The organism is Streptomyces sp. NPDC004065, assembly GCF_044903565.1.
Lineage (GTDB): Bacteria > Actinomycetota > Actinomycetes > Streptomycetales > Streptomycetaceae > Streptomyces.
This window is the reverse complement of record NZ_JBJDQT010000010.1, coordinates 94,947-117,488: the sequence shown is the minus strand read 5'-3', so window position 1 is coordinate 117,488 and position 22,542 is coordinate 94,947. Positions and strand designations below refer to the sequence as shown.

Annotated in this window: 17 protein-coding genes; 5 read left to right on the top strand and 12 right to left on the bottom strand. The window is 74.0% G+C overall.

Annotation, left to right across the window (positions count from 1 at the left end; translation table 11 throughout):
- Positions 1–253: 253 nt before the first annotated feature.
- Positions 254–1,204, top strand: coding sequence for an LLM class F420-dependent oxidoreductase (locus tag ACI2LW_RS13925; RefSeq protein ID WP_404731404.1), 951 nt, complete (start codon positions 254–256; stop codon positions 1,202–1,204).
- A gap of 253 nt (positions 1,205–1,457) precedes the next feature.
- Here the strand turns inward: ACI2LW_RS13925 and ACI2LW_RS13920 are convergent, their stop codons facing one another.
- Positions 1,458–1,913: a phage holin family protein gene (locus tag ACI2LW_RS13920; protein ID WP_404731403.1), complete on the bottom strand. Its 456-nt coding sequence runs from the start codon at positions 1,911–1,913 to the stop codon at positions 1,458–1,460.
- Between the two features lie 142 nt (positions 1,914–2,055).
- Here ACI2LW_RS13920 and ACI2LW_RS13915 point away from each other — a divergent pair, with 142 nt between their 5' ends.
- Positions 2,056–2,406: a VOC family protein gene (locus tag ACI2LW_RS13915; RefSeq protein WP_404731402.1), complete on the top strand. Its 351-nt coding sequence runs from the start codon at positions 2,056–2,058 to the stop codon at positions 2,404–2,406.
- 99 nt (positions 2,407–2,505) lie between these two features.
- Here the strand turns inward: ACI2LW_RS13915 and ACI2LW_RS13910 are convergent, their stop codons facing one another.
- The 10 genes from ACI2LW_RS13910 to ACI2LW_RS13865 all read right to left on the bottom strand — a co-directional run bounded on the left by ACI2LW_RS13910 (position 2,506) and on the right by ACI2LW_RS13865 (position 18,145).
- Complete coding sequence (locus tag ACI2LW_RS13910; RefSeq protein ID WP_404731401.1) at positions 2,506–4,515, bottom strand: DUF5107 domain-containing protein; 2,010 nt, start codon at positions 4,513–4,515, stop codon at positions 2,506–2,508.
- A 172-nt stretch (positions 4,516–4,687) separates the two neighbouring features.
- Positions 4,688–5,239: a GNAT family N-acetyltransferase gene (locus ACI2LW_RS13905; protein WP_404731400.1), complete on the bottom strand. Its 552-nt coding sequence runs from the start codon at positions 5,237–5,239 to the stop codon at positions 4,688–4,690.
- A 69-nt stretch (positions 5,240–5,308) separates the two neighbouring features.
- A complete protein-coding gene (locus ACI2LW_RS13900) occupies positions 5,309–6,235 on the bottom strand; it encodes an LD-carboxypeptidase (protein ID WP_404731399.1) in 927 nt (308 codons plus the stop codon).
- Positions 6,232–8,232 carry a prolyl oligopeptidase family serine peptidase gene (locus ACI2LW_RS13895; protein ID WP_404731478.1) on the bottom strand — a complete coding sequence of 667 codons (2,001 nt, stop codon included), beginning with the start codon at positions 8,230–8,232 and terminating at the stop codon, positions 6,232–6,234. The genes ACI2LW_RS13900 and ACI2LW_RS13895 overlap by 4 nt, the downstream gene beginning before the upstream one ends.
- A 131-nt stretch (positions 8,233–8,363) precedes the next feature.
- A complete protein-coding gene (locus tag ACI2LW_RS13890; protein ID WP_404731398.1) occupies positions 8,364–9,668 on the bottom strand; it encodes a M20/M25/M40 family metallo-hydrolase in 1,305 nt (434 codons plus the stop codon).
- Positions 9,661–10,494 (bottom strand): M55 family metallopeptidase, encoded by an 834-nt coding sequence (locus ACI2LW_RS13885; protein ID WP_404731397.1) that lies wholly within the window; start codon positions 10,492–10,494, stop codon positions 9,661–9,663. Before ACI2LW_RS13885 ends, ACI2LW_RS13890 begins: the two co-directional genes overlap by 8 nt.
- Positions 10,495–10,804: 310 nt before the next feature.
- On the bottom strand, positions 10,805–11,938 hold the full coding sequence (locus tag ACI2LW_RS13880; RefSeq protein ID WP_404731396.1) for a glycosyltransferase family 4 protein: 1,134 nt from the start codon (positions 11,936–11,938) through the stop codon (positions 10,805–10,807).
- Positions 11,935–14,817, bottom strand: coding sequence for a CDP-glycerol glycerophosphotransferase family protein (locus tag ACI2LW_RS13875; protein WP_404731395.1), 2,883 nt, complete (start codon positions 14,815–14,817; stop codon positions 11,935–11,937). The genes ACI2LW_RS13880 and ACI2LW_RS13875 overlap by 4 nt, the downstream gene beginning before the upstream one ends.
- A 296-nt stretch (positions 14,818–15,113) precedes the next feature.
- Positions 15,114–17,531, bottom strand: a complete 2,418-nt coding sequence (locus ACI2LW_RS13870) for an MFS transporter (protein WP_404731394.1) — start codon at positions 17,529–17,531, stop codon at positions 15,114–15,116.
- 170 nt (positions 17,532–17,701) lie between these two features.
- Positions 17,702–18,145 carry an SRPBCC family protein gene (locus ACI2LW_RS13865; protein ID WP_404731393.1) on the bottom strand — a complete coding sequence of 148 codons (444 nt, stop codon included), beginning with the start codon at positions 18,143–18,145 and terminating at the stop codon, positions 17,702–17,704.
- Between the two features lie 191 nt (positions 18,146–18,336).
- Here ACI2LW_RS13865 and ACI2LW_RS13860 point away from each other — a divergent pair, with 191 nt between their 5' ends.
- The 3 genes from ACI2LW_RS13860 (at position 18,337) to ACI2LW_RS13850 (ending at position 21,927) form a co-directional block, all read left to right on the top strand.
- Positions 18,337–19,425: an Rv2578c family radical SAM protein gene (locus tag ACI2LW_RS13860; protein ID WP_404731392.1), complete on the top strand. Its 1,089-nt coding sequence runs from the start codon at positions 18,337–18,339 to the stop codon at positions 19,423–19,425.
- 137 nt (positions 19,426–19,562) lie between these two features.
- The gene (locus tag ACI2LW_RS13855; protein ID WP_404731391.1) at positions 19,563–21,182 is read left to right on the top strand and encodes an alpha/beta hydrolase; all 1,620 of its coding nucleotides are present in this window, start codon (positions 19,563–19,565) and stop codon (positions 21,180–21,182) included.
- Positions 21,183–21,297: 115 nt separating this feature from the next.
- Positions 21,298–21,927: a GNAT family N-acetyltransferase gene (locus ACI2LW_RS13850; RefSeq protein ID WP_404731390.1), complete on the top strand. Its 630-nt coding sequence runs from the start codon at positions 21,298–21,300 to the stop codon at positions 21,925–21,927.
- A gap of 13 nt (positions 21,928–21,940) precedes the next feature.
- Here ACI2LW_RS13850 and ACI2LW_RS13845 read toward each other — a convergent pair whose 3' ends face one another.
- A complete protein-coding gene (locus ACI2LW_RS13845; protein ID WP_404731389.1) occupies positions 21,941–22,516 on the bottom strand; it encodes an adenylosuccinate lyase in 576 nt (191 codons plus the stop codon).
- Positions 22,517–22,542 lie beyond the last annotated feature (26 nt).

Below are 22,542 nucleotides of genomic sequence, written 5' to 3'. Positions count from 1 at the left end.
TCACGGTTCGCCTCCGGCGCTGTCGCGTGGCTGCTGCGGAACCTCCCGCGTCCCCCTGGCCGGTGCGCCCAAACGTGCCCGGCGCGCGGGGCGGCGGGTGCGCCCGAACGTGCCCGGCGCCCGGGGCGGCGGGTGCGCCCAAACGTGCCCCGCCCGCGGGACGGCGCGCGCCGCCGCGGCGGCGGTTTCCGGCGGGGCCGCCGGGAAACCCGGTGGGGCGTTCCGCCCGCCCACCCCCCGGAGGCAGACCCCCATGCCCGAGTACGGCTACTTCCTCTCGTGCGAGCAGTACGGTCCCGCCGAGCTGATCGAGCAGGCGCGGATGGCCGAGCAGGCCGGCTTCCAGGCGCTGTGGATCTCGGACCACTACCACCCGTGGAACGACGAGCAGGGCCAGAGCCCCTTCGTGTGGTCCGTGATCGGCGCGCTGTCCGAGGCCGTGTCGCTGCCCGTGGAGACCGCGGTGACCTGCCCGACGGTGCGCGTGCACCCCGCGGTGGTGGCGCAGGCCGCCGCCACCAGCGCGGTGATGCTGGACGGCCGGTTCCGGCTCGGGGTCGGCACGGGGGAGGCGCTCAACGAGCACATCCTGGGCGGTCCATGGCCTCCCGCGCACATCCGCCTGGAGATGCTGGAGGAGGCCATCCAGGTCCTGCGGCGGCTGTTCACCGGCGAGGAGGTCAACCACCACGGCACGCACTACACCGTGGAGAACGCCCGCCTCTACACCGTCCCGGACGAGCCCGTGCCGATCGACGTGTCCGGCTTCGGCCCGGCCGCGACCCAGCTGGCCTCGCGGATCGCCGACGGCTACATCACGGTGAGGCCGGACGCGGCCAGGGTGGAGCAGTACCGCAAGGGCGGGGGCGGCGGGAAGCTCGTCAGCGGCGGCACCAAGGTCTGCTACGGCACCGACAAGGACGAGTGCGTGCGCACCGTGCACCGGCTGTGGGCCAACGAGCAGCTGCCGGGCGAACTGGGCCAGGTGCTCCCCTCCCCCAGGCACTTCGAGCAGGCGCAGCAGCTGGTCACCGAGGACATGGTGCGCGAGAACCGGGTGTGCGGCGACGACGTGGAGGAGCACGTGGCGGAGCTGAAGCAGTTCGCCGACGCGGGCTTCGACCGGATCTACGTCAACCAGATCGGCCCCGACCTGCGCGGCTTCTTCGACTTCTACCGCACGAAGGTACTGCCGCAGCTGTGAGGAGGCGAGGCGGGCAGTGGTCGCCCGTCGTGAGGCGGGGAGCGGCGCCCCGCGCGGGGCAGCGGTGCTCCGCTCGGCGCATGGCAGAGCCCCGCTCGCCCGGTCAGGTCACGGGCGGGCGGGGCGACATGGACGGCGGGTGGGCCCCGGACGGGCGGGACGGTGGTCGGTGCCGCCGTCGGGCCCGGTGGTGCCGCGGTCGGGCCGGCCGGTGTCGGGGCCGCCGTCGGGCCGGTCGGCGTCGGGGCCGTGGTCAGGCCCGGTGGTGCGGTTCGATGTCGTTGGTGCCGGGGGCCTGCGGCCGGGTGCCGGCCGGCGGGGCGGGCGGCACGGGCGGGACCGGCGGGCGCGCGGGGACGGTGCCCCGGTGGGCCGCTCCCGCGTCCGCCGCGTGTCCGGTGCCGGACGGGCCGGTCGCGGACGGGCGGGCGGCGGCGCGCAGCGCGGCGGCCACCGCACCGAGGAGGGCCGCCGTGATCAGGGCCGCCGCCCAGCCGGGCAGGACGATCGCCAGGGCCAGTCCCACCGCCAGGGCCAGCGCCGCGCCCGCGTACAGGGCGGCGGCGCCCGACCCGGCGTACAGCGCGGCCGTGCGGCGCCGTTTGCGCGTCTGCTCGCGCAGTTCGTCCCGCACCGTCTCGCGCGCCACCTGCGCCAGCTCGTCGACGAGTTGCCGGTCCAAGTGCTCCAGGTGATCCAAGCGCTCCATGGACCTCGGGTACCCGCACAAGCGTGCGCATAACTCGGCGGTGCGCGGCCCGGCGCTCGGCGCTGCGCGGCCCGGCGGGTGCGGGCGCCGCGGTCACGGGAAGGAACTCCGGCCGCCGTCGTGCCCAACTAGGCTCGTCCGTATGGAGATTCTGGGAGCCACCTTGCGCGTCTGCGTCGACGATCTGGACACCGCGGTGCCGTTCTACGAGCGGCTCGCGGGCGGCACCGCTCTCCGGTTCGAGCGCGGTGGCGTCCAGGCGGCCGCGGTCGGCTGCTTCCTGCTCATGAGCGGCCCGGAGGAAGAGCTCGAGGTGCTGCGCAAGGTGGCGGCGACCATCGCCGTGGAGGACGTCGACGAGGCCCACCGGGTGCTGACCGGGCTCGGCGCCCGCGTCGTCGCGGGCCCGGTCGGCACCCCGGCGGGCCGCAATCTGATCGCCGTGCACCCGGACGGCGCGGTCTACGAGTACGTGGACCGCCGCACCGGCTGACGGCGACCGCGGTACGTGGACCGCCGCACCGGCTGACGGCGACCGCGGTACGTGGACCGCCGCCCGGTTCGGCCTCGGCCCCAGTACGTGGATCGCCGCTCAGGGCGACGGCGGCCGCATCCGGAAGTCGTGGCGCTCGGGCAGCTCCCCGTCGTCGACGCGGGCCCACACCTGCCCGATGCGTTCGTCGCCCTCGCGCAGGTCGGCGACCTCGAAGCCGTCGTCGAAGACGGCCCGCGCCTCGGCGCGCCGCCCCTCGGCGAGCAGCAGTTCGGCCTCCAGCAGCCGGAACCGGCCGCGTGCCCGGGTCGGCGGGTCCAGCCGGTCCCACACGGCGCGCGCGTCGCCGGGCCGTCCCGCCCGCACCAGCGCCTCGATCGCCTCGCGGCCGAGCGCGGCGGTCGCCGCCGTCCACCGCTCGTCGTCACGCCGCTCGTCGCGCCGCTCGGCCTCGTCGCGCCGCTCGGCCTCGTCGCGCCGCTCCCGGCACAGGTCGTCGAAGGCCGCGGCGTACCGGTCGGCGGCGCGCTCGTGGTGGCCCGCCTCCTGGTCGGCGACGGCCAGGCAGCGCAGCAACGGCCAGGTGGACGGGGCCAGTTCGAGAGCCCGCTCCCAGCTGCGCACCGCCTGCGCCCGGTCGCCGGCGTGCCACTGGGCGATGCCGAGGTGGTACTCGGTGAGCGGGGTGGCCGGCGCCGTCTCCAGCATGTCCCGCCAGTGCGGGGCGACGAGGGTCGGTCCCGGGGGCCCGGCGCGGCGCGGTCCGGGGAAGGAGCCCGAGCGCAGCAGTTGCCGCCACGGCTCCTGGTCCGGGCCGACGGCGGCCTCGGCGAAGGGCGTGCCGGGCAGCTTGAAGTCCCCGCGCAGCACTTCGAGCGCGCCCCAGCCGGACCCGGTGGCGAGGATCTCGCCGGGCTCGGTGTCCGCGTGCGGCCGCCAGGCGGCGTAGGCGGCGTCGACGGCGGCGCGGGGCAGGGCGGCGTCGAGGCGTTCCTCGGTGCGCCGCACGGCGGTCTCCCAGTCCCCGGCCGGTGGCGGGGCGTCCAGCGGTCCGTAGGCTTCCAGCCAGGTCAGCTCGGCGCCGGCGTCGATCGGTACGTGCTCCAGCTGGGTGCGGGCCAGTCCGGCCTGGACCTCGCAGTAGCCGCCGGTGCCGGGTTCGGTGAGCCATTCCTGCCAGCGCCGCCCGCCGGGGCCGGCGCCCCAGACGAACAGCTTGCGGCCGCGCAGCAGGTCGGTGGAGGTCTGCACCAGCCCGTGGCCGTGCTCGTCGAGCGCGGCGATCCAGCGCCGGCGCCCGTCGGGCACCTCGTAGAAGTAGTCCGCGGGGTAGGTGCTGTTGAGCGGGTACGTCCGGTCGACGCCGCCGTACTCCGGCACGGGCACCCGGCGCAGCCGGCGTTCGTAGCCGAAGTGCCACGCCTCGGTGGCCGGGGCGAGCACCCGGCGCTCCTCGGGAACGGCGATGTTGGACCACCAGTAGGCCGGCACGGGACGGTCGTGCGGATTGCGCACGCGCACCCCGACCAGGAGGAAGTCGGACCCGTCCGGCAGCCACAGGTCGACCTGGAAGGGCAGGTCGCGCAGCCGCTCCCACTCCCACAGGCGCAGCATCTGCCCGCCGTCGGGTGCGGGGACGCGGGCGGCGTGCAGCGGTGAGCAGGACAGGGCGGTGTGGCCGGTGGCGCCGATGTTCCATTCGATGCCGCCGGAGTACCAGGCGCCGTTGAGGGCGAAGTTGGCGGGCTGCAGCACCGGGTTGCGGTAGAGCAGCTCCCGTCCGGTGGGCGTGTGGACGAGGGAGGCGACGCGGCCGCCGAGGCCGGGCAGCACGGTGGCGCGCAGCCGGTCGTTCTCCAGGACGAGGGCCTCGACGCGGCGGGGCTCGCGCTCTCTGCCGTAGCCGTCGCGCACCGGTACCGGCAGCAGGCTGTGCAGTGGTGCGTAGCCGACCTGGCGGGCCATGTCGCGGGGCAGGTCCCGCTTGTCCCGTTCCTCGATGCGGTGCGTCTCGTCCAGCGGCCGCAGCGCGGGCAGCGGGTTGTCCGGCCCCAACGGTGCGGCGGGCAGCGTCAGTACCTCACGTCGGATCGTCGTCACGACGACCATGGAACCCGGTCCCCGGCGGCCTGGCCAGGGGCGGTGCCGGTCAGGATTGCGCAAAGGCCCCCGGCCGGGCGGCGGCGGGAAGTCCCGCGGCGCGGCGAGCGCGCGGTTCACCGAGGAGGGGCCGCCGGCCCGCGGGTCCTCGCCGCCGTCACCGGCCCGGACACCATGAGGGTCAGCCGCAGGCCCGCATCTCGGCGGTGATCGCCCAGCGTTCGTGGTCGCGCCAGGCGCCGTCGATGTGCAGCATCCGCGGCGAGAACCCCTCCAGGCGGAAGCCGCACCGGCGGGCGAGCGCGATGGACGCGGTGTTGCCGGGCTGGACGTTGATCTCCAGCCGGTGCAGCCGCATCGGGCCGAAGGCGTACCCGACGACCAGATCGAGGCCCTCGCGCATCAGTCCGCGCCCGGCGGCGTGCGCGAAGGCGCCGTAGCCGAGCGCCCCGCACTGGAAGGCGCCGCGCACGATGTTGTTGATGTTGACGAACCCGGCGATGGACCCGTCGTGCTTCTCGCAGACCAGGAAGCCGGCCCGGGCCGGGTCGTCGATCAGCCGCCCCGCGTAGGCGGAGTACGCCTCGGCGGTGTCCGGCGGGAACAGCCACGGGTGGTGCAGGTCCTTGCTCTCCCGGGCCCGGGCGGTGAACTCGTCCGCGTCCCTCTGGGTGAAGGGGCGCAGTCCCACGCGGGGGCCCTCGGCGAGGTGACGGGAGGCGGTGTGCGGCATCCCGCCACCTTAGAGCGGGCCGCCCGGCCGCGGGTCCTCAGCGCAGAGCCGGGTCAGCGCAGGGCCGGGTCAGCGCAGGGCCGGCTCGTCGAGTTCCAGCGTGCCGGCGCCCGCGTCGAGTTCGGCGGCCACCCCGAAGGGGACGGTCAGCGCCCCCTCGCAGTGGCCGAAGCCGAACTCCTCGGCGACGGGGACGCCGAGCCCGCCGAGCCGGTCGGCGAGCAGGGCCCGCACCCGCTCCGGGTCGTCGCAGGCGTGCCAGGAGCCGAGCAGCACCCCGCGCACGCCGTCCAGCCAGCCGGCCCGCAGCAGCTGGGTGAGGTAGCGGTCCAGGCGGTAGGTCTCCTCGCCGACGTCCTCCAGGCACAGCAGCCCGCCGGCCGCGGAGGGCCGGGCGTGCGGGGTGCCGAGGTCGGCGGCGAGCAGTGCCAGGCAGCCGCCCAGGGTGACGCCCCGGGCCCGTCCGGGCACCAGGGCCCGGCCGCCGCCGGAGGCGATGGTGCGGACCGTCTCGGGCGCGAACAGGGTCGCCCGCAGGTGCTCCTGGGCCCGGGCGTTCTTGACGAAGTCGACGCCGGCCGCCATCGGCCCGTGCAGGGTGACCAGGCCGAGGCGGGTGGCGAAGGTCTCGTGCAGGGCGGTGATGTCGCTGAACCCGACGAACACCTTCGGGCCGGCCGCCCGCATCGCCTCCCAGTCGAGCAGGTCGGCCATGCGCTGCGCCCCGTACCCGCCCCGGGCGCACAGCACCGCGTCCACGGCCGGATCGCACCAGGCGCCCTGGAGGTCGGCGGCGCGGTCGGCGTCCGTCCCCGCCAGGTAGTCGAACGTGCCGTGCCGGTCCAGCACGTGCGGGGCCACCACCGGGTCCAGGTCCCAGCCGCGCAGCACGTCGAGCCCGGCCTCGAGGCGCTCCTCGGGCACCGGCCCGCTGGGGGCCACGACGGCCACCCGGGCGCCGGGGGCCAGCCGGGCGGGGCGCAGCAGTTCCTTCACGTGTCGAGCTCCAGGGCCGGGATGCCTGCCGTGGCCAGGCCGAACACCTGAGCGTACAGCGAGAGCTCCGCCTCCAGCGCGCGCACCAGGGTCTCCTCCCGCCGGAACCCGTGGCCCTCGCCCTCGAAGGCGAGGTAGGCGTGCGGCACCCCGCGGCCCTTGATGCGGTCCAGGAACCGCTCGCACTGCGCCGGCGGGCAGATCACGTCGTCCAGGCCCTGGAGCAGCAGGAAGGGCGCGGTGATCCGGTCGGCGTGCTCGGCGGGCGAGCGCTCGGCGTACCGCTCGGGCACCTGGGCCAGCGGCCCGACGAGGGTCTCCAGGTAGCGCGACTCGAAGTCGTGGGTCTCGCCGGTGGCCCAGGCGGTCAGGTCGAGGATGGGGTAGAGGATCGTGCCGCAGGCGTAGACGTCGGTGGTGGTCAGGGAGGCGGCGGTGGTCCAGCCGCCCGCGCTGCCGCCCCGAATGGCGAGCCGGGCGCGGTCGGCGGTGCCCTCCTCGGCGAGTGCGAGCGCGACGGCCGCGCAGTCCTCGACGTCGACGACGCCCCACTGCGCGCGCAGCCGGTCGCGGTACTGGCGGCCGTACCCGGTGGAGCCGCCGTAGTTCACCTCCACGACGCCGATGCCCCGCGAGGTGAAGTAGGCGATCTCCAGGTCGAGCACGAGCGGGGTGCGGCTGGTGGGTCCGCCGTGCGCCCACACCACGTACGGCGGCAGCTCGCCCGCGGGCGCCGTACAGCCGGGGTGGTGCGGTGGATACACGTGGGCGTGGATGTCGCGGCCGTCCGGGCCGGTGAAGGTTCGGGCGTGCGGCTCCGGGTAGTACGCGGGGTCGACCGGGTCGGTGTGCGCGGCGCCGATCACCCGGGCGCGGCCGGTGCGGGTGTTCAGCTCCACGACCTCCGGGGCGCTGCGCGGTCCGGCGGCGACCGCGACCACCCGCTCGCCGTCCGCGGCGAGGCAGGCGTCGAACTCCGTCCAGGGGCCGGCCGCGTCGACGACCTCGCCGGTCTCCGGGTCGAGCACGCCGAGCGAGGCGGCGCCGCGGCCGTGCACGACGGCGATCAGCCCGCTGTCCAGGGGCGCGAACCAGCGCTGCCCGAGCTTCCACAGCGGCCCGCCGAACTCCTCCTCGCGCGGGCACAGGGGCCGGCCGTCGCGGTAGAGGTTCCACCAGCCGCCGCGGTCGCTCGCGTACAGCAGGGAGCCGTCGGCGGTCCACTCGGCCTGGGCGACCGACTCCTCGGGGCCGCCGGCGACGGTCGAGGGCGCCCCGAGCGTGCCGTCCGCGGTCACCTCGGCCAGCAGCAGTTCCGTCCCGTCCCACGGCATCCGCGGGTGGTCCCAGGCGAGCCACACCGCCTTGCGCCCGTCGGGCGAGAGGCGGGCGCCGGTGACGAACCGGTGCGCGTCGTCGGTGAGTTCGCGGACCGCTCGGCGGTCGCCCGCGGCCGAGCCGTCCAGGGGCACGGCGGCGAGCACCCGCCGCACGTCGCCGGGGCCCTCGCCGGTGAACTCCTCCAGCACGCACCACACCTCGTCCCGGCCGGGCGGCACCTGCGGGTCCGCCCAGCGCAGTCCGCCGCCCACGGGCGACACGGGGGTGAGGGGGCGCGGCTGTTCACCGGGACGCCAGCGGTACAGCCGCTGGTCGGCGAAGTGGGCGAAGACCACCAGCGGTACGCCGTCCTCGACCGTCCCGGTCCAGGGCCGGCCGCCGTACTCCATGACGCGGCTGCGCACGTTCCACGGCTCGGGCAGCACCGGCTCCTCGGCGCCGTCCGCCGTGCGCCGCACCAGGGTCCGCCGGCCGCCCTCGGCGGGGCGGGGCTCGGTCCACCACACCTCGTCGCCGACCAGGCCCACGAACTCGGGCCTGCCGTCGTGCGCGGCGGCCAGGGCCGCGTCGACCGGCGAGGGCCAGGAGCCGTACGGCAGGACGCGCGCCGTCCCCCGCCGCGGCTCCCGCACGCCTTCCGCCACGTCCCGTCCCATGTGCTCCCCCACTGCTCCGGTCATGCGCCGCCCCGCTCCTTCCGTCCCGCGTCCGCCCGCCGGCCGCGTCACGCCCTCGCTCCCGCTCATCGGCTCCGTCACACGCTCGCTCATCGGCTCCCCCACCCGGCTCAGGCCGTCCGCAGGAACCGGTCCAGGACCCGGACCCCGAAGTGCAGCGCCTCGACGGGGACGCGCTCGTCGACCCCGTGGAACAGGGCGTGGTAGTCGAAGTCCTCGGGCAGCTTCAGCGGGGAGAACCCGTACCCCGTGATGCCCAGCCGGGAGAACTGCTTGGCGTCGGTGCCGCCCGCCATGCAGTACGGCACCACGTGCCCCTCGGGCGCGAACTCCTCGACGGCGGCCCGCATCGCCGCGAACGCCGGCGCGTCCACCGGAGCCTGGAGCGCCACCTCGCGGTGGACGAACTCCCAGTCCACGTCCGGCCCGGTCAGCCGGTCCAGGGTGGCCCGGAACTCCTCCTCGCCGCCGGGGAGGTACCGCCCGTCGACATGGGCGACGGCCTCCCCCGGGATCACGTTGACCTTGTAACCGGCGTCGAACATGGTGGGGTTGGCGCTGTTGCGCAGGGTGGCCTCCACGAGGCGGGCGGCCGGGCCCAGCTTGTCCAGCAGCGCGTCGACGTCCCTGAGGTCGGTGTCGACGCCGTGGAGCGCGGCGAGTTCGGTGAGGGCCGCGCGGACGGTCGGGGTGAGCCGCAGCGGCCACTCGTGGGCGCCGATCCGGGCCACGGCGGCGGCGAGCCGGGTCACCGCGTTCTCCCGGTTCACCCGGGAGCCGTGGCCCGCGCGGCCGCGCGCGGTCAGCTTCAGCCAGGCGGTGCCGCGCTCACCGGCGGCGATCGGGTAGATCTGCCGTCCGGCGCCGTCGTGGAAGGTGAACGCCCCCGACTCGCCGACACCCTCGGTGCAGCCCTCGAACAGCCCGGCGTGCTCTTCGGCGAGGAACCCCGAGCCGTCCTCCGCGCTGGCCTCCTCGTCGGCGGTGAACGCGATCACCACGTCCCGGCGGGGCCGTACGCCCTGCCGGGCCCAGGACCGCACCACGGCCAGGATCATCGCGTCCATGTTCTTCATGTCGACCGCGCCCCGGCCCCACACCACCCCGTCGCGGACCTCCCCGGAGAACGGGTGGACGCTCCAGTCCGCGGCGCGCGCGGGCACCACGTCCAGATGACCGTGGACGAGCAGGGCGGGCGCCGAGGGGTCGCTGCCCCCGACCCGGGCGACCACGTTGGTCCGGCCCCGGGTGCGTTCCAGCAGCAGGGGCTCCAGGCCGGCGCCCGCGAGGCGTTCGGCGGCGTACTCGGCGGCCGGGCGCTCCCGGCAGTCGCCGCCGCCCCGGTTGGTGGTGTCGATGCGGATCAGGCCGGAGGTGAAGTGGACGACCTCGTCCAGTGCCCGGGCGTCAGCCATACTGCTCCTCCACGGCGGCCGAGGCGATCGTGGTGACCGCCTTGAAGGTGCGGATCGCGTCGTACATCGTGGCGCCGGTGTACGCCACCTTGCGTTCGCCGATGCGGGACACCCCGGGCACGACGGTGACCGCCATGGCGAGGTGCTCGGCGTCGAACTCCACCGCGACGGTGAACGGGCCGTCCCCGGCGGGCCGGTGACGGACCGCCAGCAACGCCGCCTCCTTGGCCGCGGCGCGGATGTCGGCGGCGGTGCGGGCGGGGGTGCGGCACACCGCCGCGTACCGCGAGACATGGTCCTTGACGGCGACCTTCAACGCCCCGGGCGCATATCCGAGGGCGTCCTCGCAGGCCACGTCGTCCCCGGTGACGAGGACCACCGGTACGCCGAACTCCGCGGCCACCCGGGCGTTGAGCAGGCCCTCGCTGGCCCGTACGTCGTCGAGCCACACGCCGGTGATCTGGTTGGCGAGATAGGTGTGGGCGAGGACGCCCTCCATCCCGGCGCCCGCGTGATAGCCGACGAACGCGATGCCGTCCACGTCGCCGTGCTGCACGCCCTCCACCATGGACAGCGCCTTGTGCCGCCCGGTGAGCATCTGCGCCCGCTCGTCCAGCTCCTCCAGCAGCAGGTTGCGCATGGTCCAGTGGGCCTCGTTGACCAGGACCTCGTCGGCGCCGCCGTCGAGGAAGCCCCGCACGGCGGCGTTGACGTCCGAGGTGAACATCGCACGGCACCGCTCCCACTGGGGCGTCCCCGGCAGCACGTCGGCGGGCCAGGTCACACCGGTGGCGCCCTCCATGTCGGCGCTGATGAGGATCTTCATGCGCCTCACGCTACGCGTCCGCGCCGAAGCGCGGCCAGCCCTGTGGACAACTCTCACCGGTGCAGACCAATGGCGCCCCGGACACCGGTCCGGGACGCCGTCGGCCGAGGTCACCGGCGCGTCAGGACGCGGGAGCGCCGGTGCACGGGAGGCGCCGCGTGCGGGAGGCGCCGCGTGCGGGAGGCGACAGGGCACGGGAGGCGACAGGGCACGGGAGGCGACAGGGCACGGGAGGCTCCGGGGCGCGGGAGGCGACAGGGGTCACCGCCCGCCCGCCGGACGCCGGTTCGCGCGGGCGGGGCCGGCGGGCTCAGCGCTCCAGGAAGTCGAAGAGCTCCTCCCAGCGCCGGACGATGGCGTCCGGCTCGAAGCGCCGCACGCTCTCGAGGGCCCGCTCGCCCATCGTGTCGCGCAGCTCCTCGTCGGACATCAACCGCACCAGGTGGCGGGCGAGTTCGACGGTGTTGCCGGGGCGCGCCAGCAGGCCGTCCTGCTCATGGCCGACGATCTCGCGGACGCCGGGTGCGCAGTCGAAGGCCACGCACGGCACGCCGAACGCCATCGCCTCCAGGAGCACCAGCGGGAAGCCCTCGCCGCGGGAGGACTGGACGAACACGGAGGCGGCGCGCAGCGCGGCCGGCACGTCCTCGGTCTGGCCGGCGAAGTCCACCGAGCCGTCCAGCCCGAGCTCCGTGCACCGCTGCCGCAACTGCTCCTCGGACTCCCCCCGGCCGTAGATGCGCAGGGTCCAGCCGGGCTGCTGGGGCGCGGCCTGGGCCCAGGCGTCCAGGAGCAGGTCGACGCCCTTCTCGTGGGAGAGGCGGCCGATGCTCGCCACGACCTTCTCGGTGCGCGGCGACGGCTCGTCGGGCACGAACGGCAGCGGGTTGGGCATGAAGCCCATGTTGTTCATGCCCTCGCCGACCCAGCGGTCGGCGTCCTCCTGGGTGAGGGCCAGCAGGCGGTCGACGTCCTTGTAGTACCTCTTCACCCGCGCGAAGCGGGAGGACTTGCGGGCCGTGTCGAAGGACTCGTGGGTCATGCCGATGACGGTGTGCCCGGCGGTGTCCGCGAGGGCCACCCACTCCATCGCCCACACCTGCGGGACGATGATCACCGCGCCGGGCCGGGCGGCCCGGAACAGTGCCGTCAGCCGGCCCGCGGCGGCCCGCATGTGCGCCTCGTGGCGGCGCAGCGCCGGGTCGGCGGAGCCGAGCAGCCGGCGCCGCCGCGGGCGGCCGGGGGGCCGGCGGGCGTACAGCGTCACCGTCTTGAACGGCGGGTTCTCCCCGAGGTCCATCGGGTGGTTGGCCGGGGCGATGCCGGCGATGGTGACCCGGTGGCCGCGGCCGGCGAGCAGCTGGGCGAGCTGGGCCTGCCAGCGTCCCACGCCGCCGAGTTCGTCGACCTCGTTGGCCACGAAGATGATGTCGCGCTGGGTCATCGGGCCTCTCCCGCGGGGCCGAAGAAACGGTCCACGATCTGCGCCGCGGCGTCTCCGCGGTCGTACTCGCCGTACTTGTCCACGAACTCCTTCAGCCGCGTCTCGTACTGGGTGTGCACGGCGGTCAGGTCGCCGAGCGCGGCGAACAGCTCCTCCTCGGTGCGCGGCACCGGGCCGGGCGCCTCGGCGAGCAGGTCGAAGTAGGTGCCGCGGGTGTCCTCGGCGTACTCCTCCCAGTCGTGGGCGTAGAACACCATGGGGCGCTGGAGGAGGGCGTAGTCGAACATCACCGAGGAGTAGTCGGTGATGAGGCCGTCGGCCAGGGTCAGCAGCGGGGTGATGTCCGGTTCGGAGCTGACGTCGATCACCCGTCCCGCCACCGACGGCGGCAGGGTGAGCCGGTTCAGGTAGTGCGCCCGCACCAGCAGGGTGTACTCCTCGCCGAAGCGGGCGGCGAAGCGCTCCACGTCGAAGGGGAACACGAAGTCCCGTACCCGGCCGTCGGGGTGGGCGCGGAACGTGGGCGCGTACAGCAGCACCCGGCGGTCCGGGCCGATGCCGAGGCGTTCGGCGATCCGCCGCGCCCCGGGGCCGGGCGCGGCGCCCTCCCTGGCCCGCACCAGGGCGTCGTTGCGCGGGTAGCCGGTGCGCAGCAGCTTGTGCTCGGGGATGCGGTAGGCGCGGGCGAGGGTGCGCACGTCGTGCTCGGTGCGGACCACGAAGTGGTCGAAGCGGTCCAGGGCCTGCTGGTAGGCGCGCTGCTCCTGCTCGGACTGCATCCGCTGGGTGGGTTCGTCGAAGCCCATCCGCTTCAGCGCCGAGCCGTGCCAGGTCTGGATGTAGGTGGTCTCGGGGCGCTTGGTCAGCCGCAGCGGGTAGCCCTGGTTGTCGATCCAGAACTCGGCCTGGGCGAGCGCCTTGAGGTACCGCCACGACCAGCGGCGCACCAGCTCCACGCCCGGCCCCTCGGGGAAGCCGGTGGGGCGCTGCCCGGCGTAGGACCAGATGGCCGTGACCGGGGTGCCGCGGCGGCGCAGCTCCTCGTAGATGGCGCGCGGGCTGTCGCTGTACTGCTTGCCGAGGTGGCTCTCGAAGACGACCGTGCCCTTGCGGACCGGGAGCCTGCGCAGCATGCGGTCGTAGACCTGGAGCTTGCGGGTGCCGGAGTTCAGGTCCCGGCGCACGGCCCGCAGTTTGCGGTAGGCGCTCTTGGCGGTGCGTGCCGGGCGGCCGTGCAGGTTGCGCTCGACGGCGGCGCGCCCGGTGCGGGCGAGCCGGCTCTCCTGGATCAGCCGGAAGGCCAGGTGGCCCTTGGCGGACACCTGCGGTTCCAGGCGGTCGGCCATCAGCCGGGTCAGCCGCGGCCGCACGGGGAGGGTCCCGGCGTGTTCCAGGTCGACGGTGCCGACGGTGAGCCGGCTGGTGGTGCGCTTGCCGTCCGCGGTGAGGTGCAGCCGGACGTCCCACACGTCGTCGACGATGCCCAGCGGCCTCAGCTTCCGGGCCAGGGGCACCTCGGCCCGCCAGGCGATCACCTGGCCCTCGTGGCGCGGGGCGGGCACCGGGAAGGTGAACGTCTGCAGGCTGCGGCGGCGGGCGCGGAACTCCAGCTCGGCCGACAGCCGGGCGCCGGGCGCGATGACGCCGAGCGGGTTGACGACCTCGCCGGCGAGCACCACGTCGCCGCCGCGGGCGGTGTACTCGGTGAGCCGGTTGCGCAGGTACATCTGGTTCAGCCGCTTGGCGTGGTAGCCGAGCGCGGTGACGTCGAGGACGGTGCGCGCCTCGGGGTCGTCCAGGTAGCGGTCGGTCCAGTAGATCCGGCCGTCCCGCTCCACCAGCGGGGCGGAGATCTTGTCCCGGTTGATGAGCGTGTCGATGGCCGGCATCAGGTCGGTCCAGTCCTCGCGCAGCAGCAGCTGGGCGCAGATGGCGTGGACGCGGTCGAGCTCGGCGTAGGCGGCCTCGGGGAAGTCCTCCACATAGCCGCGCGCGAGTTCGGCGAAGCCGTGCCGGTAGTCGTCGTCGAGGAACGGCAGTTCCCGCAGGTAGAGCACCAGGTCGTGCTTGAGGAACTTGATGTCCTTGCGCAGCTTCAGCTCGTCCTGGCCGGCCCGCTCGAGCAGGGCGTCGATACGGCGGTGGATCTCGACGCGGTCGGCGAAGTTGCGGATCTCGTTGCGCCGGTTGCTGATCGACTTCGCGGCGGTCTTCTGGACCACGTTCCAGTGGTAGACCGTGTTGGGGATGAGGGTGATCCGCCGCGCGGCCAGGTAGGCCTGGGCGGAGAAGAGCAGGTCCTCGTAGTGGATGCCGCGCGGGAAGGTGAGCTCGTTATCCAGCAGGAACTCGCGCCGGTAGCACTTGTTGGTCGACAGCGTGTCGAAGACGAACAGGTCCGGCAGTTCGGCGACGGAGTCGAGGGTGCGGGTGCCGCGGTACAGCCAGGGGTACCACAGGACCCGCTTGTCGTGACGGCTGTCGGTGTGAACCCGGACACACAGGCCGGAGACGAGGTCGGCGCCGGTGCGGTCGGCGGCCTCGATCATGTTCCGGCAGGCGTTCCGCTCCAGCGTGTCGTCGCTGTCGAGGAACATCACGTACCGGCCGCGGGCCGCCTTGACGCCCTGGTTGCGGGGTTCTCCGCAGCCTCCGCTGTTCTCCGGGAGCCGGATCGCCCGGACCTTTCCGGGGTGGGCCGCGGCGAGCTTCTGCGCGACCTCGTAGGAGCCGTCCGTCGAGCAGTCGTCGGCGATGATCACCTCGACATTGCGCAGTGTTTGCCCAAGGACGGAACCGACGGCCGTCGGAAGCCGCTCTTCGTCGTTGTAGACGATGACGACAACGCTGACGTCCGGATCGGGCGCGACAGTCGACACGGCCACCTCTTGTCTCTGTTCCGTTCGGTCCGCGGGGGAGGTCGGGTCAACCCTACAGCGTGTAGGGATCGCGGAAACACCCACCCCCCTCCAAACTACGTCAATGCGACAATACGCAGTCGCTCAGACACGCAGACCGTACGCCGGCCGCCCCCGGCCCGCCGCCGAGGCCCCGGCGGACCGGGGCGCCGACGGGGGCGGCCCGCCCCGAACCACCTCGGCGGCGGCTCGACGGGGGCGCCGCCGGCGGTGAACTCGGTTGCTTCCAACGTTATTTCACCGTGGGCGAGAGCGTCTCAGTCCTCGTGGCCGAGCTGGAGGTCCCGCTCCGTGCGTCCGCCTCCCGCCACTTGCAGCACCGTGGCGACCGGCGGGTAGCCGGCGGCGATCACGGTGTACTCGCCGGAGGACAGGTCGACGAACCGGAACGTTCCGTCGGGTCCGGTGGTGAGGGTGTCGACCACGTTGCCGGCGGCGTCGAGGAGGGTGACGCGCGCGTCCTCCACGGGCCGCCCGCCGCCGGCCCGGACGGTGCCGCGCAGCACGGCGCCGCCCGCCAGCTCCACGTCCTGGCGGGTCTCCCGGGCGGCCTGCACGGTGACCGGCAGCGCGGCCGGGCGGAACGCGGGCGCGCTGGCGGCGAGGGTGTACTCCCCGGCGACCAGCTCGGAGATGACGTAGCCGCCCTCGCGTCCGCTGCGGGTGGTGGCGACGACCTCGCCGTGCACATTGGTCAGGGTGACGGTGGCGTCCCGTACGGGGGTGCCGTCGGCGGTGCGCACGCCGCCCGCGAGGCGTCCGGCGCCGCCGAGGACCACGTCGAGCTCCACGGGCCGCTCGCCGACGGTCACGGAGACGGCCTGCGGCTGGTGCCCGCCGGCCGCCGCGATCAGGACGTACGCCCCGGGTCCCGGCGTGGACAGCGCATAGCGCCCGTCGTCGCCGCTCGCGCCGCGCCCGATCTGCTGCCCGGAGACGTCGATCAGGGTGAGCGCGGCGCGCGGCACCACGGTCCCGTCCGGGTGCTGCACCGTGCCGCAGACGGGGACCCCGGCCGGGTGCGACGAGCGGGTCTGCGGGGGCACGCCGGGGTGTGCCGCGGTCAGGGGGCCGCCCGCGGTCAGCGGGTCGGTCTCGGTCTCGGAGGCGTGGTGGGACACCAGGGGTTTCTCCTTGAGGAAGAAGGCGACGAGCAGGCCGAGGACGAGCACCGGCACCAGGTAGAGGAAGAGCCGCGGCATGGCGTCGGCGTACGCCCGGACGTAGGCGTCGCGCAGGCCGGGCGGCAGCGCGCGTACCGTCTGCGGGGTGATCGACTGGGGGTCGGGCAGGCCGGGGACCGTCCGTGCGGGCAGGCGTTCGCGCAGCGCGTCGGTGAGGCGGCCCGCGAACAGGGTGCCGAAGACCGCGGCACCGACGCTGCCGCCGATCTGCCGGAAGTAGTTGTTGGCGCTGGTGGCGGTGCCCAGGTCGCGGGGGTGCACGGAGTTCTGCACGGCGAGGACCAGGACGGGCATCACCAGGCCGATGCCGGCGCCGAGGACGGCCATCCAGACGCTGTACTGCCAGCGCGGGGTGTCGATCTCGAGGCGGGACAGCAGCCACATGCCGACGGCGGACAGGGCGCCGCCGAGCAGGGGGTGGCTCCGGTACCGCCCGGTGCGGCTGATCAGCTGTCCGGAGACGATCGAGGCGACGACGATGCCGCCCGTCATGGGCAGCATCAGCAGACCCGACTCGGTGGCCGTGGCGCCGTCCACCATCTGCAGGAAGGTGGGCAGGTAGCTCGCCGCGCCGAACAGGGCCACGCCGACGACCAGTCCGATCAGGCCGCTGACGTTGAAGACGGAGTCACGGAACAGCCTGAGCGGGATGAGCGGCTCGACGGCGAAGCGCTCGACGACCAGGAAGAGGCAGACCGCCACGGCGGCGCCCGCGCCGAGGCCGAGCACGACCCGTGAGTCCCAGGCGTACTCGGTGCCGCCCCAGCTGCTCAGCAGCACCAGGCAGACGGAGGCCGCGGCGAGCAGCAGCGCGCCCAGGACGTCGAACCGGGCCCGGACCGGCGGCCTGGGCAGCTTCAGCACGAGGGTGACGACGGCCAGGGTGACCAGGCCGAAGGGCACGTTGACGTAGAAGCACCAGCGCCAGGAGAGGTGGTCGGTGAAGTAGCCGCCGAGCAGCGGCCCGGCGACCGAGGCGAGGCCGAAGGCGGCGCCGATCAGCCCCATGAAGCGGCCACGCCGCCGGGGCGGCACGATGTCCGCGATGATGGCCTGCACGCCGATCATGAGGCCGCCCGCGCCCACCCCCTGCACGGCGCGGAAGGCGATCAGCTCGTCCATGGTCCGCGCCCGGCCGGCCAGCGCGGAGCCGGCCACGAAGACGACGATGGCGAACTGGAAGACGCCCTTGCGGCCCAGCAGGTCGCCGAGCTTGCCGTAGACGGGCAGTCCGACGGTGGCGGTGAGCAGATAGGCGGTGATCGCCCAGGACATCCGGTCCAGGCCGTGCAGCTCGCCGACGATCTTCGGCAGCGCGGTGGCGACGATCATCTGGTCCAGGGCGGCCAGGAGCAGCGCGAGCATCAGCGCGAGGAAGACCAGCCGCACCCGCCGGGGGCCCGGGACGGCACTCCGCGACGAGGGCGGGGGCGCGGGGATCTCCGGCGCCGCCTCGGCCGGCCCTTCCTGCACCAGAGTGATCCCGCCCACGTGCCGCTCCCTCGTCGTGTCCGTGCACAATTCCCGCATTGAGCGACAACCAGGAACAAGCACGACGAGTTACGGCACTTCGCCGGACTCCGGCGGGATCCACTCGAACCGGTGAGCCGCCAACGGCGCGCGTCCACCGCGGAGTTGCCCGCCGGGTCCGGCGGGCGGGCCTACTTCGCGACCTCGGCGGCGAGCTTGGCGAGCATCGCGTCGTAGATCCGGGCGAGGCCCTTGGGGGCGAAGGTGCGCTCGAAGAAGCCGCCGATGCCGCCGGCGCCCTTCCAGGTGGTGGTGACCACGACCCGGGAGGCGCCCTCGCCGGCCGGGGTCACCCGCCAGGTGGTGACCATGGAGGAGTTGCGGTCCTTCTCGACCAGCTCGCCGTCGGTGGGCTCGGTCACCTCCATGAGGCAGTCGCGGATCCGCTTGCTGGTGGCCTGGAGCTTCCAGTGGACGAGGGTGCCCTCGCCGTCGCCGCCCTCGCGCACCTCGTACTCGCTGAAGTGCTCGGGCAGCAGCCTCTCGCGGGTGCCGCTGTAGTCGGCGAGGGCGTCGAACACCTTCTCCGCGTCCGCCGCGACGACCCGCTCCGTTGTGGCCTCGACCTGCGCCATCCGTTCCTCCAGGACATCCGATCTCGGGGTTGGGGCAAGCCAACCACCCCGCCGCCCGGCCGCCCAAATCGGGTGTGGCAAGTGATCGGTCCCGGCACGCCGGGCGATCGGGATGGGGTCCGGTACGGTCATCCGCACGATCAAGGGAACAAGTGTTCTATTCTGTGGGTCAGTGCTACCGAGGAGGCCTCATGCGCTGGGAGAACCTCACCGCGGACCCGGGCGGCTCCGCGGACCCGGGCGGCTCCGGGGACGCGGAACACGGCCGGGCCGACGCCGCGCTGTTCGGCGCGGACGCCGTGACCACCCGTACCTTCGACACGCCCGAGTTCCGCGGGATCACGTTCCACGAGATCCGGGCCCGCTCGATCATCAACCGGGTGCCGGGCGCCTCGCGCATGCCCTTCGAGTGGACGGTCAACCCCTACCGGGGCTGCACGCACGCGTGCGTCTACTGCTTCGCCCGCAAGACGCACAGCTATCTCGACCTCGACACGGGCCTCGGCTTCGACAGCCAGATCGTGGTCAAGGTGAACGCGCCGGAGCTGCTGCGCCGCCAGCTGGCCTCGCGCCGGTGGCGGGGTGAGCACATAGCGATGGGCACGAACGTCGACTGCTACCAGCGCGCCGAGGGCCGCTACCGCCTGATGCCGGGCATCCTGACCGCCCTGCGCGACCGCGCCAACCCCTTCTCGATCCTGACCAAGGGCACGCTCATCCTGCGCGACCTGGAGCTGCTGACCCAGGCGGCGGAGGTCACCGACGTCGGCCTCTCCGTCTCCGTGGGCTTCACCGACCCCGCGCTGTGGCGCACCGTGGAGCCGGGCACGCCCTCGCCCGAACGCCGGCTGGACGTCGTGCGCACCCTCGGCGAGCACGGCCTGGGCTGCGGGGTGCTGATGGCGCCGGTGATCCCCTTCCTGAGCGACCAGCCCGCCCAACTGCGGGCGACCGTACGGGCGATCGCCCGGGCCGGGGCCACCTCGGTCACCCCGCTGGTGCTGCATCTGCGGCCCGGCGCGCGCGAGTGGTTCATGGCCTGGCTCGGCGCGCACCACCCGCACCTCGTGGGCCGTTACGAGCGGCTGTACGCCGAGGGCGCCTACGCCCCGAAGTGGTACCAGCGCCGGATCACCCGTCAGGTGCACGAGCTGGCCCAGGAGTACGGCATCGGGCCCGCACGTGCGGGGATGCCGCGGCGCATCCGGCCGCCCGAGCCGGTCCCGCCCACGGCGACCGGCCCCGGAGTGTCCGAACCTGTCCAACTCTCGCTCATCTGAGATCATTCGAGCGCATCACGCGGCCCAATTGGGTCAAGAATTGTCGGAACGCGTTCTTCCGGGGGTGCTTTCCGGGACGATGCGGCGAGGATCGCGAGACCCGCGGTCCGCAGCCTCTCCCCGTCCTGGGAGGACTCATGAGAAGAAGCGCTGCCGTGCTGTGCGGTACGGCCGTCGTCGTCGCCGGTTCGCTCACGGCCGTTCCCGCCGACGCGAGCCCGGCACACTCCGCCGGCACCGCGGTCACCGCCCAAGTGGCCAAGGTGACCTGGAAGAAGTGCGGCACCACGGCGAACCCCACGCTCCAGTGCGGGTCCGTCAAGGTGCCGCTGGACTACAGACATCCCACCGGCAAGAAGATCACGCTGGCCCTGTCCCGGGTGCCGCACACCGCGAAGACGTACCAGGGACCCCTGCTGGTCAACCCCGGCGGCCCCGGCGGCAGCGGGCTCTCGCTGGCCGGCTTCGTCGCCTCCTCGCTGCCCAAGAAGGTCGCCGCCCAGTACGACGTCATCGGCTTCGACCCGCGCGGGGTGGGCCGGAGCACCCCCGCCCTCGACTGCAAGCCGGGCTACTTCAAGCCGGTGCGGCCCGACTCCGTGCCGAGCACGCCCGCGATCGAGAAGGCCAACCTGGCGCGCGCCAAGGCCTTCGCGGCCGCCTGCGGCAAGAAGTACAAGAGCCTGCTGCCGCACATCAACACGGTCAACGCCGCCACGGACATGGACTCGATCCGGCGGGCGCTGGGCGCGAAGAAGATCAATTACTTCGGTTACTCCTACGGAACCTACCTCGGCGCGGTCTACGCCAAGCTCTTCCCCGAGCACGTCCGCCGCCTGGTCCTGGACTCCATCGTCGACCCGACCGGCGTCTGGTACGACGACAACATCCAGCAGGACTACGCCTTCGACAAACGCTTCAAGGCCTTCTCGGCGTGGGTCGCCAAGTACGACTCGGCCTACAGGCTGGGCACCGACCCGGCCAAGGTGCGCGCCAAGTGGTACGCGATGCGGGCCGCGCTGGCCAAGAAGCCCGCGGGCGGCAAGGTCGGCGCCTCCGAGCTCGAGGACACCTTCATCCCGGGCGGCTACTACAACGGCTACTGGCCCTTCCTCGCCGAGGCGTTCTCGGCGTACGTCAACGGCAAGAACAGCGCGCCCCTGGTCGACGCCTACAACAGCTTCGCGGCCGTCGACCCCTCCGGCGACAACGGCTACAGCATCTACACCGCCGTGCAGTGCCGGGACGCCTCCTGGCCGCGCGACTGGCGGCAGTGGCGCAAGGACAACTGGTCGGTGTACGCCAAGGCGCCGTTCATGGCGTGGAACAACGCCTGGTACAACGCGCCGTGCGCGTTCTGGCCGACCTCCTCGCAGCGGCCGCTGAACATCGCCAACAGCAAGCTGCCCCCGGTGCTGCTGTTCCAGGCGACCGATGACGCGGCCACGCCCTACCAGGGCGGTGTCACCGTGCACCGGCTGCTGCGCGACTCCAGCCTGGTGGTCGAGCGGGGCGGCGGCAACCACGGCATCACACTGAGCGGCAACGCCTGCCTGGACGACCACCTGTCGGCGTACCTCACCAACGGCAAGGTGCCGCGCGGGCACGTCGGCGTCGCCAACGCGGTCTGCGAGAAGCTGGCCGACCCCAAGCCGCAGAGCGCCAAGAGCGGAAAGGCGCTCGCCGGCGCCTCCGCCTCCGCCTCCGCCGCCCCGCACGGGGTGACGCTGCACGATCTGGTCGGATTCCGCGGCTGACTCGCCGCGCTCCGCGAGCGGGCCGCCGGGCGTGAGTCCGGCGGCCCGTGCGGCGTCCATGACGGCCCGTGGGGGGGCCGGCCCGACGCAACCGCCCGTGGTCCACCATGGACGCATGAGTGAACCGACCGCCGTGGTGCGGGAGATGACCCTGGACGACTGCGCGGCGGTCGCCGCCCTGCGGGTCGGCGGCTGGCGCGGCGCCTACCGGGGGCTGATACCGCAGTCGTACCTGGACGCGCTCAGCGTGGAGCAGGACGCCGAGCGGCACCGCGCGCGCCTGGCCGACCGCGACGGCACGGTGGTGAACCTCGTCGCCGAGGAGGACGGCCGGCTGACCGGATGGGCGTGCCACGGACCGTACCGCGACGGCGAACTGCGCACCGAGGACGCCGAGTTGTACGCCCTCTACGTGGACCCCGGACGCCAGGGCGGCGGTGTCGGGCGCGCGCTGCTGGCGGATACGGTACGGCGGTGCACGGCCGCCGGACACGAGCGCGTGTTCCTCTGGGTGCTCGAGGGCAACGCCCGCGCGCGGCGCTTCTACGAGCGGGCGGGGTTCCGCGCGGACGGCGCCGAGGAGCCGTTCGAGGCGCACGGGGTCGCCGTACCGGAGCTGCGGTACGTCAGAGATCTGCGGGACGGGTCCGCCTTTCCGGACCCGCCGCCCGCCATGGACCCGCCGCCCGCGATGGACCCGCCGCCCTTCACCGGCCGGCCGCCCGCCATGGACCCGCCGGCCTGAGGCTCGTCCCCGCTCACCTCTGGCGCGGGATGCGCGCCAGCGCGCGCACCGCGGCCTCGGCGAGCGCGGGATGGGCGAGCGCCTCGTTGAGCACCGGGCGGGCCCGGGGGTCGGCGAGGTCGCCGAGGCCCTCCACACAGGCGAGGGCGACCCGGCGGTAGGGGTCGTGCGGCTTCAGCCGGCGCCGCAGGGTGGTGATCAGGGCGGGCACGGACTCGGGGGCGCGCAGTTCCACGAGGAGCCGCACCGGGTGCAGCGCGTAGGCGACGCGCAGCTCGTTGGTGGCGAGCGCCGCCGCGGCGCGGGCCGTGCGCGGGTCGCCGAGGCGGGCCAGGGCGTGGGCGGCACCGACGCAGCGCTGCGGGTCGCGGTGGTTGAGCAGCAGGACCAGCGACTCGAAGGCCCGCCGGTCGCCGGCCAGTCCCAGCCGGAACGCGGCCAGCTCCCTGGCCCACAGCGGCTGCCCGGGCGCGGTGAGGATGCCGGCCAGTTCGTCCAGGTCCTCTGTCACCGCGAGGTGGCCGAACACCACCGTGCCGCCCGACTCCTGCCGTAAGCGCTCCGTGAGCGATCGCAACTCTTCGTCCACGAAGGCCAGCGTAGGGGCGCCGCCCT